Annotated in this window: 17 protein-coding genes and 1 tRNA gene; 6 read left to right on the forward strand and 12 right to left on the reverse strand. The window is 55.3% G+C overall.

The window, feature by feature from the left end; translation table 11 throughout:
- Positions 1 to 240 precede the first annotated feature (240 nt).
- The 5 genes from GLR48_RS07820 to GLR48_RS07840 form a co-directional block, all read right to left on the reverse strand.
- Positions 241 to 1,617 carry an ATP-dependent DNA helicase gene (locus tag GLR48_RS07820; protein WP_237060460.1) on the reverse strand — a complete coding sequence of 459 codons (1,377 nt, stop codon included), beginning with the start codon at positions 1,615 to 1,617 and terminating at the stop codon, positions 241 to 243.
- A 258-nt stretch (positions 1,618 to 1,875) separates the two neighbouring features.
- The gene (locus tag GLR48_RS07825) at positions 1,876 to 2,067 is read right to left on the reverse strand and encodes a hypothetical protein (protein WP_237060462.1); all 192 of its coding nucleotides are present in this window, start codon (positions 2,065 to 2,067) and stop codon (positions 1,876 to 1,878) included.
- Complete coding sequence (locus GLR48_RS07830; protein WP_237060464.1) at positions 2,064 to 3,350, reverse strand: DUF6538 domain-containing protein; 1,287 nt, start codon at positions 3,348 to 3,350, stop codon at positions 2,064 to 2,066. Before GLR48_RS07830 ends, GLR48_RS07825 begins: the two co-directional genes overlap by 4 nt.
- Before the next feature lie 55 nt (positions 3,351 to 3,405).
- A complete protein-coding gene (locus GLR48_RS07835; protein WP_237060466.1) occupies positions 3,406 to 3,597 on the reverse strand; it encodes a hypothetical protein in 192 nt (63 codons plus the stop codon).
- A gap of 2 nt (positions 3,598 to 3,599) precedes the next feature.
- On the reverse strand, positions 3,600 to 3,830 hold the full coding sequence (locus GLR48_RS07840; protein ID WP_237060468.1) for a hypothetical protein: 231 nt from the start codon (positions 3,828 to 3,830) through the stop codon (positions 3,600 to 3,602).
- 104 nt (positions 3,831 to 3,934) lie between these two features.
- On the opposite strand from GLR48_RS07840, the gene GLR48_RS07845 reads away from it, so the two are divergent.
- Positions 3,935 to 4,219, forward strand: a complete 285-nt coding sequence (locus tag GLR48_RS07845; RefSeq protein ID WP_237060469.1) for a hypothetical protein — start codon at positions 3,935 to 3,937, stop codon at positions 4,217 to 4,219.
- A gap of 54 nt (positions 4,220 to 4,273) precedes the next feature.
- Here GLR48_RS07845 and GLR48_RS07850 read toward each other — a convergent pair whose 3' ends face one another.
- Together GLR48_RS07850 and GLR48_RS07855 are read right to left on the reverse strand one after the other, a co-directional pair.
- Positions 4,274 to 4,657: a hypothetical protein gene (locus tag GLR48_RS07850; RefSeq protein WP_237060478.1), complete on the reverse strand. Its 384-nt coding sequence runs from the start codon at positions 4,655 to 4,657 to the stop codon at positions 4,274 to 4,276.
- On the reverse strand, positions 4,635 to 4,874 hold the full coding sequence (locus tag GLR48_RS07855) for a hypothetical protein (protein WP_237060480.1): 240 nt from the start codon (positions 4,872 to 4,874) through the stop codon (positions 4,635 to 4,637). The genes GLR48_RS07850 and GLR48_RS07855 overlap by 23 nt, the downstream gene beginning before the upstream one ends.
- A gap of 714 nt (positions 4,875 to 5,588) precedes the next feature.
- Between GLR48_RS07855 and GLR48_RS07860 the strand changes: the two genes are divergently transcribed.
- The 3 genes from GLR48_RS07860 to GLR48_RS07870 all read left to right on the forward strand — a co-directional run bounded on the left by GLR48_RS07860 (position 5,589) and on the right by GLR48_RS07870 (position 9,751).
- On the forward strand, positions 5,589 to 5,783 hold the full coding sequence (locus GLR48_RS07860; RefSeq protein WP_237060482.1) for a hypothetical protein: 195 nt from the start codon (positions 5,589 to 5,591) through the stop codon (positions 5,781 to 5,783).
- Positions 5,784 to 5,932: 149 nt separating this feature from the next.
- Positions 5,933 to 7,606, forward strand: coding sequence for a HamA C-terminal domain-containing protein (locus tag GLR48_RS07865; RefSeq protein ID WP_237060483.1), 1,674 nt, complete (start codon positions 5,933 to 5,935; stop codon positions 7,604 to 7,606).
- Positions 7,607 to 9,751: a DEAD/DEAH box helicase gene (locus tag GLR48_RS07870; RefSeq protein WP_237060485.1), complete on the forward strand. Its 2,145-nt coding sequence runs from the start codon at positions 7,607 to 7,609 to the stop codon at positions 9,749 to 9,751.
- Between the two features lie 8 nt (positions 9,752 to 9,759).
- Here GLR48_RS07870 and GLR48_RS07875 read toward each other — a convergent pair whose 3' ends face one another.
- From GLR48_RS07875 to GLR48_RS07895, 5 genes are all read right to left on the reverse strand, one after another.
- The gene (locus GLR48_RS07875) at positions 9,760 to 11,292 is read right to left on the reverse strand and encodes a hypothetical protein (protein ID WP_237060494.1); all 1,533 of its coding nucleotides are present in this window, start codon (positions 11,290 to 11,292) and stop codon (positions 9,760 to 9,762) included.
- Between the two features lie 395 nt (positions 11,293 to 11,687).
- Positions 11,688 to 11,762: transfer RNA gene (locus GLR48_RS07880), tRNA-Gln, on the reverse strand.
- Positions 11,763 to 11,826: 64 nt separating this feature from the next.
- Entirely contained in the window at positions 11,827 to 13,113 is a 1,287-nt protein-coding gene (locus tag GLR48_RS07885; protein WP_237060496.1) for a mechanosensitive ion channel family protein, read from the reverse strand.
- 103 nt (positions 13,114 to 13,216) lie between these two features.
- Positions 13,217 to 14,857, reverse strand: coding sequence for a capsule biosynthesis protein (locus GLR48_RS07890; RefSeq protein ID WP_237060498.1), 1,641 nt, complete (start codon positions 14,855 to 14,857; stop codon positions 13,217 to 13,219).
- A complete protein-coding gene (locus GLR48_RS07895; protein WP_237060500.1) occupies positions 14,835 to 15,494 on the reverse strand; it encodes an ABC transporter ATP-binding protein in 660 nt (219 codons plus the stop codon). The genes GLR48_RS07890 and GLR48_RS07895 overlap by 23 nt, the downstream gene beginning before the upstream one ends.
- Before the next feature lie 206 nt (positions 15,495 to 15,700).
- Here GLR48_RS07895 and GLR48_RS07900 point away from each other — a divergent pair, with 206 nt between their 5' ends.
- Positions 15,701 to 16,282: a uracil-DNA glycosylase family protein gene (locus GLR48_RS07900; RefSeq protein WP_237060502.1), complete on the forward strand. Its 582-nt coding sequence runs from the start codon at positions 15,701 to 15,703 to the stop codon at positions 16,280 to 16,282.
- Positions 16,279 to 17,070 carry an SseB family protein gene (locus tag GLR48_RS07905; RefSeq protein WP_237060504.1) on the forward strand — a complete coding sequence of 264 codons (792 nt, stop codon included), beginning with the start codon at positions 16,279 to 16,281 and terminating at the stop codon, positions 17,068 to 17,070. The genes GLR48_RS07900 and GLR48_RS07905 overlap by 4 nt, the downstream gene beginning before the upstream one ends.
- Positions 17,071 to 17,073 lie beyond the last annotated feature (3 nt).

The following is a 17,073-nucleotide window of genomic DNA, read 5'->3' on the forward strand; positions in this document are numbered from 1 at the left end:
ACGGCCGCTGGGACTGAGCATAATCTTAAAAACCTTAGCCTAACGGCTTTAACTGACAACAGGTCTCAGTTTTTCGAAAGTGCGGATGATCGAACGAACACAGCTCAACAGCTACGATAAAACTTAAATACCAAGTATGTAAGCTGACACCCAAAGCTGTGTGCCGGCAAAAAAAAAATAAATGAGCGAGCCCCCCGCCCGAACACCCCGAAGGATGCCCGGACGGGGATGAGTTCGTGGTTAAGCCGCTAACCCTGACAGTGATGGTTCGGTCCCGAGAATGACACGAGGCTGCGGCAGCTTGACCACATTAGACTTCGGTCGTTCGCAGTAGCCCTGTTTTGCATAGAGGACGACTTCCTTCCGGGCGCGTGTGATTGCCGTGTACAGCATTCTTTTATGCTGCACTGGCGACAGCCATTCCGGTCGTTTGGCGACAGTGTCGGTGTCAATGTAAATTGTGTCCACGGATCGCCCTTGGGACCTGTGGACTGTCGCCAGCGCAGAGAGTTCGAATTCCTGCGGCAACTCGAGCCAGTCAAGAATGCGAAGGCATTGATTTCGGTTAAGCTTTCTATCGCGGAGACAGGACCGAACTTTCCTTGCCAACCGTTTGCTTTCCTTAGGATCTTCTAGGATGAAGGCAACTTCTCCCCTCTCGACGAAGGCCAACGAGAACCCGGTCAATTCGAGCGTCCCGCACTTACTTAGGCACGCCGGAACGTCATTTAGGGTGTGCGTACACTCGGCGATATGCTGGATCGTAAGCTCGTCGCCGTTCCGGAATAGGTCGTCGGTTTTCTTGCTCATCACGATATCCCCCGCGCGCAGGCGATCATCGTCAGTCTGTCGCACCTTCCCCCGGAGATGGAGGAGCGTGGCATTGTCGGACGCCACGGCTAGCAAACTGTCGCCGTTTTTGTAGGCAGCAGTGAGGTCATCCATCCACTGCGTAACTTTGACGACCGACACATCCGCCAACCCGTACAGGCAGGGAAGCTCATCGTTCGGTCGCGTGTCGATTGTCTGACGCAGGCGCTCACCAAGCTTGAATATTTCGCTGTTACGGGAGAACCGAAGGCTTTCTTGCAGCGTGATGGTCTTAAAGCCTTGATCCATGATGACTTCTTTATCGCCGATGGGTGGAAGCTGGTATGGATCACCGCTGTACACGACTGGCAAGTCGAACACCGTGGCATAGTCCTCGACCGCGTGGAATAAGAACGAGCCGACCATGGAGAACTCATCCACGACAATGATGTCGATGTCGGGAAACCATGCACGAGTTGCCCCTTCCGCATCCGCGAATTGCCGGCTGGCTTCCTTCGCAGGTTTGTAGGTGTCGACATCGTTAGCGTCTTCGTCCCTGAACTGCCGCCATCCGATAGCGCGGTGGATTGTGGCGACGTGGTGACGCTTAGCCGTCAGCTCCTGCTGCAGCACGGCGCAGGCTTGGTGTGTCGGGGCCAAGAATAGCGCCTTGCGCTCGGCGACCGAGTTCGCGATCGCAAAGGTCTTACCCGACCCGGCTCGGCCAGAAACGACCAGCCGGTCGCCTCCTCGCATCGCCTGGATTTCGCGCTTAACGTTCTGCTGTTCTTCGTTGAGTGTGTGCATGTCTAATACCTTTCGCCAGCGCTGACGGCCACGGTGGGCGGTCACGCTGAACCATAAATTGGGGGTGAGATTGGGTGGGGTCGGACCCCGGTGTGGGGTCAGGATCACGACAGCGAATTTCGCGTTGTGATAGCTTTAACGCGCCCTATCTCTAACCCACTGTTATAATAAGATAACAATCTGGGCGTGTGTGGGGCATTTAGACGTGACTCTGGGATCCCGCCCGGCCCTCCGAAAGGAGCTCCGGACAGGACAGTGTTATGGTTTTTCCGAGCTCGGTGGGCCCATGGTGACGAGATAGTCGGCCAGCCACTTCCAGTAGTAGGCAGCGCTGATGAAGCCTTGATCCTGAGCGGCAAGATCTTCTGCTTCAGCCCGAGAAAGGCCGCCATCGTATTGGGCGATTGCGGCTCTCTCTTCGAACTCCTCGATGTTGGGCGGCACCATCATGCCGGAAGCCGGATCTGGTCTACGATGCCCCGCTTCTGCTCATCACTGATGCCAGCAGAGTAGATGCTGTACGTGATGCCATTCTCGGAGCGGGCTGACTTGTGGCCCACGATGCTGGCCGTGAAGTGCTCAGGAACACCGGTTCGCTCGCATTGAGTGATGAACCACTTGCGTGTCGAGTGGAAAACCAGCCCCGGCCTCTCCATGCCGGACGCGACCCTGATCTTGGCAAAGCGCTTGGTGATGTCGTTCACCGTGAGATCAGGGAATAGCGGTCCTGACGGGGGCAGATGCGAGAGAACCCCTTCAAGCCCCGCGTGGACCGGAACCATTCGTTCTGCTGCATCTGTCTTCAGCATCCGCAGTCGGTTCGGACGGACATGGAAGAATTGACCGAGGTTGCCCTTGGCCACGAGGTCCTCCCTGAGCAAGCCAGCGGCTTCGCCAGCTCTCATGCCCGACAGCAGGCACACCAGAATCACCTTGCCGATTTCCGGATCGTTCAGGCAAACCAGTTGCGATGCTTCCTTGTCGGACGGCACAGCGTAGGGCTGGTATCGCACCTTTGCGTCGAAGCGGACTGAGGTAAAAGGATTTGCCTCCAGTTCCCCCTCGTAGACGCACCAGTGAAGCCAGTGGTTCACTTGTGACCAGATGCGCCGCTGAGTACGCCCCGTGATCCGGGCAGCCCCCATTTTAGACCAGTCCACCGCCTCGGCCAGCGACATGCCCCTCGTCCGCTCCGACTTGCCGATATTGGGGCTCAGTTGGGCAATCAGGGACAAGAAACCCCGCCCTTCGTCACGACCTAACTCTACGAGCTTCTTCCCCCCATAGATCGACTGGAAGAGTTCCACGGAGTAACGAACGCTCTTGAACCCACCGGGTCGTAGTTCGTTCTGTCGGAGCATCAGATACTGACGGCTCGCCTGTTCCACCGTCAGCGATGACTGCCGCTTCACCTGATACCGGACCGGCTCTGAGTGCTGCAGGGTGGTGCGAAGCCGGGCAAGAGCCACCTCGGACCGGGTTGACCAATCAGCGCCATCACCGCTGGCCGTCTGCGGAAGGACTGCGGCACCCTCCAGGACCTGTCTGAGGGTTTCCTCGTAGCGCGTATTTACCTCCGCAGCCCTCTGATGGGCAACTTTGGCGTCACTGGTCTTCAGGGATTGCTTGAGGGCCTGCTGACCGAGAAGGACGGCAACGTCTTTGGGGTAGTTACGCCGATAAAGCCAAGTCTGACCTTTCAGGTAGGCATAGCGAATTGTAGCAGAAGACATGGGTCCTCTCCTTTCATTTGTTTTTGAGATTTTGGGGTTTGGTTGTTGGTCAGCCTTAAGAACGGCTGTGGACGCGCAGGATCAGCTCGAAGGGAGGTTCGCCATAAGCGCCTTCCAGTGGCCCGGAGATTGAATACCCCGTGGCGCAGTCGTCGTAGACTTCGGAAATACGGAACAAGTGTTCAGGCCAGTCTTCACCAGCCCGAATGACAACAACGTCGTCTTCTTTGAGGTCGAACATATCCATCCTCAGCCCCTCCTGAAAATGAGATCAGTCAGGACCGCTCCGAGGACGAAGCTCAGGGGCACAGGGAAGGCTACCGCCAGAACGAAGTCAGGCATGAGGGCCAAGACGATCAGGACGATCGCCAGTGTCCGAGGCAGGACGAGGTTGAGGTTGAACCTCTTTCTAAGCGTGTGGGAAAGGGCCAGCCGGGAGCTGACCCCAGCTGCGGCAAGCAGCGTGAAGGTGGTAAGCATCTATAAGTCTCCATGAAGGTTTCTTATATAGATGCTTGTATTTCTTCAGTTTTTTTCGTTAGATGCGGCAATGTAAAATCAGTGATATTTTAATGGAGTTTTAGGTGGCTCAATTTACGCAGGCCGAACTTGAGTTGATATTAGGGATCGCCAAGGCCAAGGGCAGAGATGGAAATCCCTTTAGCTTTAAGGGATTGTCAGAGAAGCTTGAGAGTAACGGGCGAACAAAAACAGAAATGCAGGTTTACGCTCGAGAACTTGGAGGCAGAATTAAAGCGTCAGTGGAAGATCACTCTGATCTTCAATTGAATTTCAGGATTACTCATTACTACCCTGATGGCAAGGCTATGGAGACTAGTAGCGGCAGCATTTCCTATACTCTGACCTGACAAAGACAATTATGATCTTATGGATCTAGCGATACCAAATATATGCATTTCTTTTTATGATCCTGAAGCGGCGCATGAGCCAACCCATTCAGCAAGCTTAGCCCCCCATTGCTGTCCTGTTGCCTTAACATCAACCGTGTAACCAGTTGCATTTTCGTTATAATATGCGATTGCGTACGTTATTCGATGGTCCCCCTGAGCATAAAGCTGCATTTCCATTCCTGTAGGGGTTGGGAGTGTATCAAAATTCATTACAGAATTGACAATCGTTCCGGCTGCTTCCTTTTCTTTTCGCACACAGTAGGTCGCCAATGGAATTTTTCCTGATGACGAAAATGAGGCTATAGTTTGGCTATTCGCAACATCACTGGGCGTGGAGCAGCCAGTAACAGCGAAGGTTAGCAATGCCATGCCGCTAAGATATAGTTTTCTTGACAAGATCAAATCCCTTAATGTCTATTGTGGAAAAGTGTAGGTTACCTATCTGCTGAAAGTAAGCCTTATTTGGCACCTTGACTCTAAAAAATATGGAGCTATTGCGTATTTTTTTTTTTTGGCTCAGTATGTCAATTAAGATCACCCCCCCTAGTTCCCCCCCCATCTCCCTCTCCCTCTCCCTCAGTCCTCCTCTTCCTTCTTCTTCCTTCTCATCCATTACTTATACCTATTACCTCCCCCCTCTATCCCCACCCACACAGCACTCATCAGCTGACCACCCACCCACACTCCCCACCATCAGGGCCTCAGGGGTGTTCGGGCGGGGGCCTAGCTCCACTACTTCTTCCGGCATCAGACTAGTCCTCACCTGAGTATCCCGCAGAGAGCACCAGAAGCCCCCCGAAAGGTGGCAGCTTGGTCATGGGTGACCTGAGCCCAGGATACGAAAAGGCCCCCGTAAATGCCCCACTTCTGGGCCTTGGTAGAGTAAGGCGATGAAGGTGATCGAAAGGCAGGGGTTCCTACCACCCCAGCCAGCGATCTCAGACACTTAGTCCCTTGGGTCGGACGGCCTCACTAGGGCCAGAAATGCCCCGGATAGTGCCCCCGTGTGGGCTTACCCACCGTCTTCCTATAAGCTCGCTTGTTCAGGGGCTACAGGACGTGGCCAGGCCTACCCTGAGGGCTTCTCCTACCATCCCTGTTACTACGCCCTCATAGGGAGGTCATCTCTCTAGGGAGGGGAGATCTAGGTAATAGGTATAAGTAATGGATAAGGAGAAAGAAGAAGAGAGAACAGGGTAAGCCTAGAGAGGGTCTCCTAGGGGGAAGCCCTTACAAGGTCCCTTATCCTAGGTTGCCTTCCGTGGCCTTCTGCCGTCTCCTGCTGGTCTATGATGCTGTCTCCTACCGCTCACTGCGAAAGCCTACGATGACCCACCCGATCGACAACCCGAGGCACTCAAGGCCCATAGATGTGCACAGGTGGTCTGATCACCCTGAGGTTAAGGCCTTGGTGGCGGAGCTCTGGGAGGGCTACCTGCCGTGGCAGATCACAGGGAAGAAGGAGGGGAAGGCTAAGACGGGGCCTAAGCCTAAGGCTGATCCCAAAGATTCCACCCTATGAGAGCCAGTACACCAAAACTCGAAGGTAAATGAACGAAACCTTCAACTTCTACAAGTCAAAACATTAACCCAAAACTCGCCTTGAGTGCATCGAAGGTGCACGTATCGGATACTAGACTTCAAATCGATTTTTTTCTTTCATTACAATGCATGAAGGATAAGGGTGGACTTGCTCATGATGTTTTCAACGTTGCGGCGAGCTATGGTGGTAATTTGAACGATAACAATACTGAAAAAAGCTCTGATGCTGGCGGTGTTTCTGCAAGACAGGGCTTTAAGTTCCAGGATCATGTTGCTGCTGGATTTGCACTGCAAATGATACGCGATGCTGAACTCCTGAGAGTCGAGTGCGAAACAGCAGACGATATCTGTTTGATCTGGCTATTAGATGGATCAGAGGTTTATGAGTACATCCAAGTGAAAACTACTGAAAGTAGTTCAAAATACTCCAAGACTGAACTACTCAAAAGAGTGCCCTCGGGTAAAAACCCAACCTCTCTCGCGGAAAAATCCCTAATTTGTGATAAACATTGCGATGCGCCACTCTTTCGATTTGTTTCGAAGAGAGATGTAAATGATTATCTCAAACCGTTAAAGCTAGCCCGAACTCTATCAGCAAGGAGCGCTGTAGACTTGATTGCTGCTGACTTGGCTAAAAAATACAACACTAAGTCCAAGAAATCAAAGGGTCTCGACTACTGGGCGAAAAAACTTCTGTGGGAGGTTCTCGATGGAATTCCTGTAGTGAGAGATCGAAATCTTCAGGTTCTAGCAAATCTTGCAGACCAAGGCGGAGCAAATCCGACTCACCCTCACTGCTTGTCGATCTATGACGATCTTCTAAAAAAGGTGGTTGAGGCAGCTGAGGCATCAAGCATTACTCATGCTGAAAAGAAAGTCATCAGCCGTGATCAAATTCTGGACTGGTGGAGTGGACACTTAAAACAAACTTCAGCAGCGGCATTAAAAACTTCAAAACCATATAGGATATCGACAGATGCATTTTTCGTTGAACTCGAAATTGATTCGGGAAAAGAGCTAAATCCAACACTTGTAGGATATGATGTTCGGTTTGAGAGAAAAGTGTGGCGTGCTACGCAACTGGCATCCTATCTGGCGACATGGCTACCTGAGATAGCGCTCAAACCTAGTGAATTAGTTGGCATCGGTCATCTTCAGTTGAAGCAAAAGCTAACTGACGCGGTGAAAAGAATCGAAAACCATGCTCATATAGATTTGGAGACATTGTTGGCAGAGTCTCTTCTTCATTCCCTGCTTCGACATTATCACAACAGCGAACCAATCGCCTGTAAGATATTCTATAAATCATCGTCAGGCGTAAAATCTTTCGCTAACTCACATATCATCCATGGAAAGACAGATGAGCTATGGCTTGGCCGATCTGAGCTAGCAAGGGCCGCGAATTTCGATGATGTAGTGGATGCTACCATGGAAGGATTGTCTGCGGCGCTAGATACGGACTTTCTGAAGGCCGAAAGAGAAGCGGTGCTGACATTAAGAGAGCCACAACATCTTTTACCAACCTCACTAGAGTCAGCTCTGCAGAAAAATGCACCCATAGACGACCTTCTTGCCGTCCTGTGCGTTCCAATACTCATCGCCTATGAGAGCACAGTTATTGGGTGCGGATTTTCAGAAGACTACCAGTCCAAGCTATCACAAGAAGTGATGACGCGATATGGTGCATTAACATCAAGAATTCCAACTAATACAACAGAAATAAGAATAAGCGTATTCTTTTTACCTATTGAGAATGTTGACAATTTAATCACGCTGTTTGCTGGTGAAATAAGGGGCACTTAGTTGGATTACTGTGAAATAAGATACGAACTTACCCTCAATGCCAGCGAGTTTTCGAACTTTAGAATATTGACTGAAATCGCCAACTTAGTCAATCATAATGAAACCCACTCGCAAGGGCGAGATCTTGTCATTCGAGCGCTTGCGCAGTTGGATAGATTTGACGGCGGCGAGCGAGAGATACTTACAATTCTAACTCGCAACGTTGGCCTCTTCCCTTATATGACAGAATCGTTGATCGAAAGTAATTTCGAAGAGAAGCTTGCATACGAGCTTCACCGTTCTGAAAGCCTTGGAGAAGATATAATATTCCACAGTCTACAGGCAAAGATATTTAATCTCCTAATTCTTAATCATAACGTAGTCCTCAGCGCATCCACTAGCGTTGGAAAAAGTTTGATTATTGACGCTCTTATCGCGACCAAGAAGTATAGAAATATTGTGCTAATTGTTCCGACTATTGCGCTCATCGACGAGACTCGCAGAAGGCTGTTAAAGAGATTTGGATCCATCTGTCGGGTCATTACTCACCCAAGCCAAATGCCTCAAGCACATCAGATAAATGTATACGTTCTCACACAAGAAAGAGTTCTGCAGAGGAAAGACCTTCAGAATGTCGATATATGTATCGTAGATGAATTCTACAAGGTGAACTTGAATTCTGAAAAAGATCCCTCTCGTTCGGTAGATTTAAATTTAGCCTTCCATAAACTAGCTAGGTTAAAAGTTCAGTTCTATTTACTCGGGCCAAATGTTAGCTCAATTTCTGGGTTGCAGGACTATGAATTTATGTTCGTTCCATCTGACTTCTCGACGGTTGCCGTCGATATTGTGAACTTTGCCCTTCCATACCGAGGCGAGGAAAGAAAAGAAAAGCTTCTTGAAATCCTTCAGAAACAATTTGAACCGACGATTGTGTACTGCCAGTCTCCTAGAAGTGCAAGTAACGTAGCTGAATACGTCGCCGCCAATACTTCCTTTGAAGTTTCAGCGGACTTGGATGACGCTTTAGAATGGATGTCAGATAATTATGATTCTGATTGGTCAGTAACAAAAGCGCTAAGAAGCGGTATCGGGGTTCATCATGCAGGGGTTCCTCGTGCTCTCCAGCAGTATTTCGTGAGACTGTTTAATCAAAAAAAGTTGAGAGTATTGATTTGCACATCAACTATAATAGAAGGGGTAAACACTGTTGCGAAGAACGTCGTCATTTTTGATCGGCGCAAAGGCAGTAATCTTTTGGAGAATTTTACATATAGAAATATAGTTGGGCGCGCTGGAAGGATGCGGGAACATTTTGTTGGTCAAGTCTTCGTTCTCGAGAAGCCTATCGAAGAGACCGCTTATCAGGTGGAATTCCCGATTGGGCTTCAGGATGAAGACTCACCAGATAGTTTGCTACTGGATTTGGAAGATTCGGTGCTATCTCCAGTTTCCAAGAGGAAGCTGGAAGCAATTTTTGATAAAAGCCGTATTTCCCCTGAAACACTTCGTATAAACCGTCATATTCCGGTCTATCTACAGGAAGCAATTTATGACGAGATACTTAAAGATCTACTGCAACTTGAAGATGCGTTGGTCTGGGTCGGAATACCTGACGGGCCTCAGCTGCAGGCGGTTTGTCGGTTAATTTATGACCATTTAGAAGGAGATGCTTTGAGGGAATACGGTGTATTTTCTGGAAGCTCACTCGCATGGCATATAAATGCAATCAGGACATCTAACGACATTTCGAAGTATATTCGTGAGTGCGTCGAAACACGTTTCGATGGGCAATCACCGAGTGATTCTGTAGAAAACTGCCTTCGGTTTATTCGAAATATTGTGTGCTTTCGGTTCCCTAGAGATCTCATGGCCATTGATGCGCTTCAGCGTGATGTATTTACAAAGCTAGATACTAGGAGCGGGGACTATTCACTTTTTGCCGAGAGGGTAGAGAATATGTTTCTTCCAGCGTCAGTTTTCGCATTAGATGAGTATGGAATACCGATCCAAACAGCGCAGAAAATCCAGCCCTACTTGAAGTCAATTGACGGTCTTGATGAGGTGTTGGAATCTTTAGCTGGGCTTGATCTGGAAAAACTGAATCTCTCTCGATTTGAGATTTCATTAATATATGATGTAATCAGTCTCGTTAGGAGTGACTGAGTTCTTTGTCAGTGCCTTTCCAGAAAGCCGTGAATATTTTCCGCATCACCCCTGACAACAGGTGAGATACTCCGCCCAGTTCGCTCCTGATAATCAAATACCCGATCCATGTACCCCACACACCTGATTCCCTTCCGGTTCTCAATGTGCTCCTGAAGCTGCTCATCCGTCACATCGGCATATTCTTCCATGTCAGGCAGCTTGATGGCTGTCGGTAACGCTCTCCCCACGACAGCCTCAGAGGCTTCCGCCATAACGTCCCTCAGCTCTGCTACCTTCATGTGATCGATGATGTAGCTGTCGTGTACGGATAGAACGGGTATTTTCTTCTCCGTAAAATGCCGATGCACGTGTGCAGTAACTTGGCTGTCTAAGTACATGAGCCGGATGCCCTGATCGGAGAATAGATAATTTTCGAGCACGGGATTGCGCTCCAAAAAAGCCGCTAGGATGCGATCTAAAAGATCATTTTTAAGCTTTTTGGCCATGTGACCCGCCGGAAAACCCTCACGAAAAGCTTTGTAGGCTGACGATTTTTCCTTTGCGTTGATCGCAGTAAGGACCAGTTGCTTGACGAGTTTCCGTAATAATTCAGATGGGAATGATTGAAATTTTATATTGGATAAAGCGTAAGGGTCATGGTGCATTTCCTCCCCGGCACGAGCGTAGAGCATGGCAACGTGGAGACCCTTGAAGTCGACCTCGATCGTAGGCTGGTCGTCTATAAAGATTTTGGATCGCCAGTCACCATTCACGCGCTGCCACCAGCCTCCGTAGAACCTTCCATTCATGTTCCAGTCACTCCGACTGAAGACCCTTCGAAGTCGTGCGTTATCGGAATGTATCTGCACCCGTGACGCCTTCGTTTCGGGATCGGTCTGGATGACTGGGTCCTGCAGCGTGGCAATGTCGATGAAGGAGGAGGCAAGCAGATTGTTGTAGGCCTCTAGATCCTCACGCATGGCTACCGTGTCGGGGGTATCAACATACTCTATCTCTTTGCCCGCCTTGTCGGTTTCCTTGGCATCCCTGAGGATAATGATCTCTTCGCCCTCGAAGCGGGTGACATCATCACGCGTGAACTTGGCTTCCCGAAACATGCCCTGCAGTTCAGCGGAAGCCCGGATACGTGTGGTCCTGTTGGATTTAGCTTTCGGCCCTGCGTAACTCCCCTTGGCCACATCGAGCATGCCAGCGATTTCCAGCGCCCTGATTATGGTTATCAAGCTCTTTGATAGGTGCAGCGCATTGTACCGTGAGTTCGTCTTCCACGTGTTCGGCGACATCGACACGCCGATACTGAGTTCGGGATCATCGAGCCAAGCAACATACAGGTCCAGGATCAACACCCTCAGCTGCTTCTTCGGATCAGCCTTAGGCTTAGGCCCCGTCTTAGCCTTCCCCTCCTTCTTCCCTGTGATCTGCCACGGCAGGTAGCCCTCCCAGAGCTCCGCCACCAAGGCCTTAACCTCAGGGTGATCAGACCACCTGTGCACATCTATGGGCCTTGAGTGCCTCGGGTTGTCGATCGGGTGGGTCATCGTAGGCTTTCGCAGTGAGCGGTAGGAGACAGCATCATAGACCAGCAGGAGACGGCAGAAGGCCACGGAAGGCAACCTAGGATAAGGGACCTTGTAAGGGCTTCCCCCTAGGAGACCCTCTCTAGGCTTACCCTGTTCTCTCTTCTTCTTTCTCCTTATCCATTACTTATACCTATTACCTAGATCTCCCCTCCCTAGAGAGATGACCTCCCTATGAGGGCGTAGTAACAGGGATGGTAGGAGAAGCCCTCAGGGTAGGCCTGGCCACGTCCTGTAGCCCCTGAACAAGCGAGCTTATAGGAAGACGGTGGGTAAGCCCACACGGGGGCACTATCCGGGGCATTTCTGGCCCTAGTGAGGCCGTCCGACCCAAGGGACTAAGTGTCTGAGATCGCTGGCTGGGGTGGTAGGATTCGAACCTACGGTACACGGTACCAAAAACCGATGCCTTACCGCTTGGCTACACCCCATCAGCGAGGCGGTGGATACGACAAAGGGTCGGGGCCTTCAAGCCCCCGCAGGCGCTTTTTTCAGCTATTCGGGAACGCCGCCGCCGGATAACAGATCCGGTGCGTCATCCTTGCGGCGTTCGGTCTCGATCATCGACTCTAGGGCGTCCTCGTGGCTGGCTGACACCGTTGTTGCCCGGTCCGTTTCGGCGGCGGGGACTGGTTCGGTCGCGTCTTTGCGGATCAGCTGGACCGCCTGCATGTTGTCGGGAATCGCAAACCCCGCAGCTTCCAATGCACGTTTGACCAGCCGGATCGCCTCGCTTTGCGCCAGCGCCGGAGAGGTCGTGCGCTGGTCGATCCAGCCGGTGACCTGCATGACGATGCCGCCCGCCTCCAGCCGGTCGATCCAGACCTGTGCTGCGGGAACTGTCAGCACAAAGGGCAGGGACTGTACGGTGGCCTCGATCAGGCGGCGGGCCGCGTCGAGGTCGCAGTCGCGGGTGACGCTGATCGGAAAGACGAAGCGCCGTTCGGCGTTGCGGGTGTAATTGATCAGCCGGTTGGAAAAGACCGTCGCGTTCGGAATGTGGATGTGGTTGCCGTCGTTGGACAGCAGGATCGTGGCGCGGCTGGTCAGGCGGATGACCTTGCCCTGGTCGCCGTTGATCTCGATCATGTCGTTGGGCTGGAACGGCTGGCGGATCGACAGCATGATCGACGCGATGAAATTCTCGACCGTATCCTTGACCGCAAAACCAAGGGCGAGGCCGACGATGCCGGCGGCGCCAAGGATCGTGCCCAGCAGCGCCGTGGCGTTCAGGATGTCGAGCGCGACGACCAGCGCCAGCACGACGAAGGCCAGCCGCAGGATCTGGCGATAGATCTCGGCGATGAAGGGGTTGGGGGCGAGCCGGTTCCACGGCTGCGGCCGGCGCGCGATCCACAGGCCAACCCAGACGATGATCGCGAAGATGACAAAGGCCACGGCCAGCAGCGGCAGGTACGCCAGAACTTGCGCGCCCCGTGCCTCAAAGCGCGCGATGGCGGGGTTGAGCCGGGCGCCCACATCCGCCGTTTCCGTGACGCGATTGCGGGTGGCCACGACTCCGGTCACGCGGTTTGCAAGATCGTCGAGGCGTGCGGTGTCGGCGGGATCGGCGACGGTCCCGTCAAAGGTCACGACGCCGTCCGTGACGGTAAGCGTCACCGCATCATAGCCGCCCAGCACAGTCAGGATGTCGCGCAGCCGGGCGCCGATGGCGCTGTCCTGCGCGGTGGTGGCCGTCGTGTCGATGGCGGTTGTGGGGTCCTGCGCCCGCGCGGCCTGACCCAGACAAAGGAGCAGGGCGATCAAGGATAACACGCGCATGGCAGACCTCTCGCTACGGGGTCCCATTCTATCTAGGGCCGCGCGGCCACCTTGCCAGCCGGCGGGCGGTGCAGGGCGCAACGCCCCGCACCGCCCGCCGCGGTCAGTTCGTGACCTGCTCTCGCAACACGGATGCGGTGATCGAAAGCATCAGGTAGATCCCCGAAAAGATTAGAAACGCGAGGATCGTGTTCTGGAATGCCTTCGGGTAGGTCGCCTCGTCCGGGGCGACGGGTTCGACACCCATCGACAGATAGCGGACCTGGCGGTTCGCCTCGATCCGGGCGGTTTCCATCTGGGTCAGCGCCTGCTGCGCCAGCATGGTCTTGAAGGTATAGTTCTCTTCGGCCAGCCGCAGTTCCGTGTTGCGGGACGCCTGCGACGACCCGCCGTCCGTCGCAACCGTCATCTTGTCCCGCAGGTCCGCAATCAGATTTTCGATATTGTCGATCTGGGCCTGCAACGCATTGACCTGCGCCTCGTTCGGGCGGCGCACGTTCATCCGTTCCTGCAGTGACAGTGTCAGGCGCTGGCGTTCGGTTTCAAGCGCGGCGATCTGCTGCGTCTTGGCGGCCGTCTCGCCCACCGGGTCGATCTGCTGCACATCCTCCTGCAGTTGCAGCCAACTGGCGAGCGCTTCGCTGCGCTTGGCTTCGGCGGATTCGTAGCTGGCGCGGGCGCCGGCCATCTGGTCTTCGCGCAGGCGCTGCGTCAACTGGTCGACCTGTTCCTCGGCGTAGCCGATCAGGGCCTCGGAAAACTGCTGGCTGGAGGCAGGCGTCGGCGCAACGACGTTCATCTTCAGGATGCCTTCGGTCGGGTCATAGCTGATCCTCACGCGGTCCTGATAGATCCCGAAGGCGGCCTCGTTGCTGGCCCCTTCCGGCAGACGCTGGATCGGGTCGATCGACGGATCGCTGAACGTCGCCTTGAAACCGTGGTCCTGATCCAGACGCACCATCGCGGCGCGCGACGACAGATAGGATTGCACCGTGATGCTGTCCTGCTGCGTCGCCATGGATGTCCCCTGGAACATGCCGCCAAGGCCGCCCGCGACACTGGTCGCCTCGGCCTTCTGGATGACGAATTCGGAACTGGTGGCGAACATCGGCGTCGCGATGTTGTAGAAATAGTATCCGACGACAAGCGTCGGCAGCAGCACGAAAACCGCCAGCCGGGACATCATCATGACCGTCCGCCGGCGGCGGCGGCGGACCAGATCGCGCTGGATCTTGCCGATTTCCGACAGGTGCCGGTCGGCCGGGCTGGCGAATTCCGTGGACGGCAAATTTTGGTTCGGGTCGGCGACGGTCTGCGGCAGCTGCACACGGGCGGCCGGCATGTCCGGCATGCCCTGGATCGCGCCAAGGGACGCGCCCGGCGCGGTCGTGCCGCCAGCGGACTTGCCGTCAGGTGTCACAAGTTCCAGCACGGTCGAGCGCTGGAAGGGGTCGATCCCCGCGCGCCGCAATTGCCGGACGGCATCGAAATCGGACGTAGGCGCCATGCCGTGCTTTTGCGCGACGCGACGGGCCATGCGCAACTGGCGGCCGGTCAGCCCCTCGCGCCGGATGGCGTCGATATCGGCGTTGCCGGTCGATGGCGTGTCGGTCGCAGGCGTCTGCGGGTCCGGGGTGGTATCCGGTCCGGCCGCGTCGCGTGGCGTTTCTGCGTCCTTGGGGGATTCGGCCAGCGATTCCGGCCTGCGGATGCGGAATTTCTTAGCTGTGGGCTTCGTAGTCATAAAGCTGCTTGGCCTCTTCCAGAGTGTCGAACATATGTAACTTCCCGTGCCGCAACACGGCGGCAGAGCGGGCGAACCGCTCCAGCGTTGCGGCCTGGTGGGACACGATGATTACGGTCGTCTTTTCAAGTCGTTCCCGCAGGATTTCACCGGCCTTGCGGTTGAACTCGGCATCGGTCGTGGCAGGCATGCCTTCGTCGATCAGATACATGTCAAAGTCCAGCGCAAGCATCAGCGAAAACGTCAGCCGCGAGCGCATGCCGGAACTGTAGGTCCCCACGGGCATGTCGAAGTATTCCTTGATCCCGCACAGCCAGCGGCAGAACGCCTCGATGTAATCGGGGTCGAGGCTGTAGAGGCGGGCGATGTAGCGCACGTTTTCGCGGGCGGTGTGACGGTTGGTGACGCCGCCCATGAACCCCAGCGGGAACGAGATGCGGCAGCCGCGGGTGATCGTGCCTTCGTCGGGTTTTTCCAGACCCGCCATCATGTTGATCAAGGTCGTCTTGCCGGTGCCGTTGGGCGCAAGGATGCCCAGCGAGTTGCCCAGTTCCACGCGGAACGACACGCGGTCAAGGATCACCTTGCGCGTCTTGCCCGTCCAGAAGGACTTGCTGACCTGATTGAATTCCAACATCGCGGTGTGCCTGATCCGGTCGCCTCATTGCCGGGCCTTGGTGACAAGAATGGGTTAACCATTCGTCACGTCGGCCCTTGTTTTTACCGGTATGCCGCAGAATTATGTCCAAAGACAGGCGTAAGTGCAGTATTGCCGCAGCTTACACCGTGCCGTGATGGGCGTGTGGCGCTTGAACGCGCGGACTGCGGGCTAGGTCCCGGGGCATGGGATTACGGGACGACATTGCTGCCTGCCGCATCTGCGCGGACCGGTTCGCCGCGACGGCGACCCGGCACGATCCGCGTCCGGTGGTCTGGTTCACCGGCCCGCCGCGCATCCTGATCGCCAGTCAGGCCCCCGGTGCGCGGGTCCACGCGGCGCAGACACCCTTCTGGGACCGGTCCGGCGACCGCTTGCGGGACTGGCTGGGCATCGACAAGCCGGCGTTCTACGACCGCGACCGGGTGGCCATCGTGCCAATGGCCTTCTGCTTTCCGGGCTACAATGCCGCCGGGTCCGACCTGCCGCCGCCGCGCGTCTGCGCCGCGACATGGCGACAGCCGGTGATGGACCGTCTGGGCGACGTGCCCCTGACCCTGCTGATCGGCGGCTACGCGCAGGCGTGGCATCTGGGCGGGCGCATGGGCGTGACCGAACGCGTCGCGGGCTGGCGCGACCTTGCACCGCGCGTCTTCTGCTTGCCTCATCCGTCGTGGCGCAATACCGCATGGCTGAACCGCAACCCGTGGTTCGAGACTGATCTGCTGCCCGTCCTGCGGGCCCGCGTGCAAGAGGTTCTGACATGACGACGCCCGAGATGACCACCGATCTGGACCGCGCCCATGCCGCGATGGAGACCTCGGACGACCTGCGTCTGCGGTTCTACGAAACGCTGGCGGACAGCGACCTCTTCGTCCTGCTCGACAGCGAGCCCGAAGGCGACAGCGTGCGCCCGTCGCTGTTTACGGTCGAGGGCGGGCAATACGCACTGGTCTTCGACGCAGAGGAACGTCTGTCCGCCTTCGTCGGTCGCGCCGCCCCCTACGCCGGTCTGCCGGGCCGGGCGCTGGTGCAGATGATGGCGGGGCAGGGGATCGGCATCGCCCTGAACCCGCAGGTCGCCCCCAGCGAGATGCTGATCCCCGCGGATGCCGTCGACTGGCTGGCCACGACCCTCGACCACACGCCCCAGCAGGCCGAGGCGCGGCTGACCGGCGTCTCGCGCCCCACCGGCTTGCCTGAATCGGTGCTGGAGGCGCTGGACCGCAAGCTGACCCGCGCCGCCGGGCTGGCCGATCACGCGCTGCTGGTGGCGGCGGAATACGAGGACGGCGGTCGCGGCCACGTGCTGGCCTTCGTCGATGCGCCCGACACGGCCCACGCGGCGCTGGCCCATGCGGCGGGCGAGGCGCTGACCTTTTCCGGCATCGACGCGGGCACGATGGACGTGATGTTCGTCGCGAGCTCCGATGCGGTGGCGCAGCGGCTGGCGCGCGTCGGGCTGCGGTTCGACCTGCCGGTGCTGTCGCGGCCCACGCCTGCCGTGCCGATGGCACCGGGGTCCGACCCCAGCGCCCCGCCCAAGCTGCGCTAGGCC

Origin of the sequence: Loktanella sp. M215 (genome assembly GCF_021735925.1) — a bacterium.
GTDB lineage: Bacteria > Pseudomonadota > Alphaproteobacteria > Rhodobacterales > Rhodobacteraceae > Loktanella.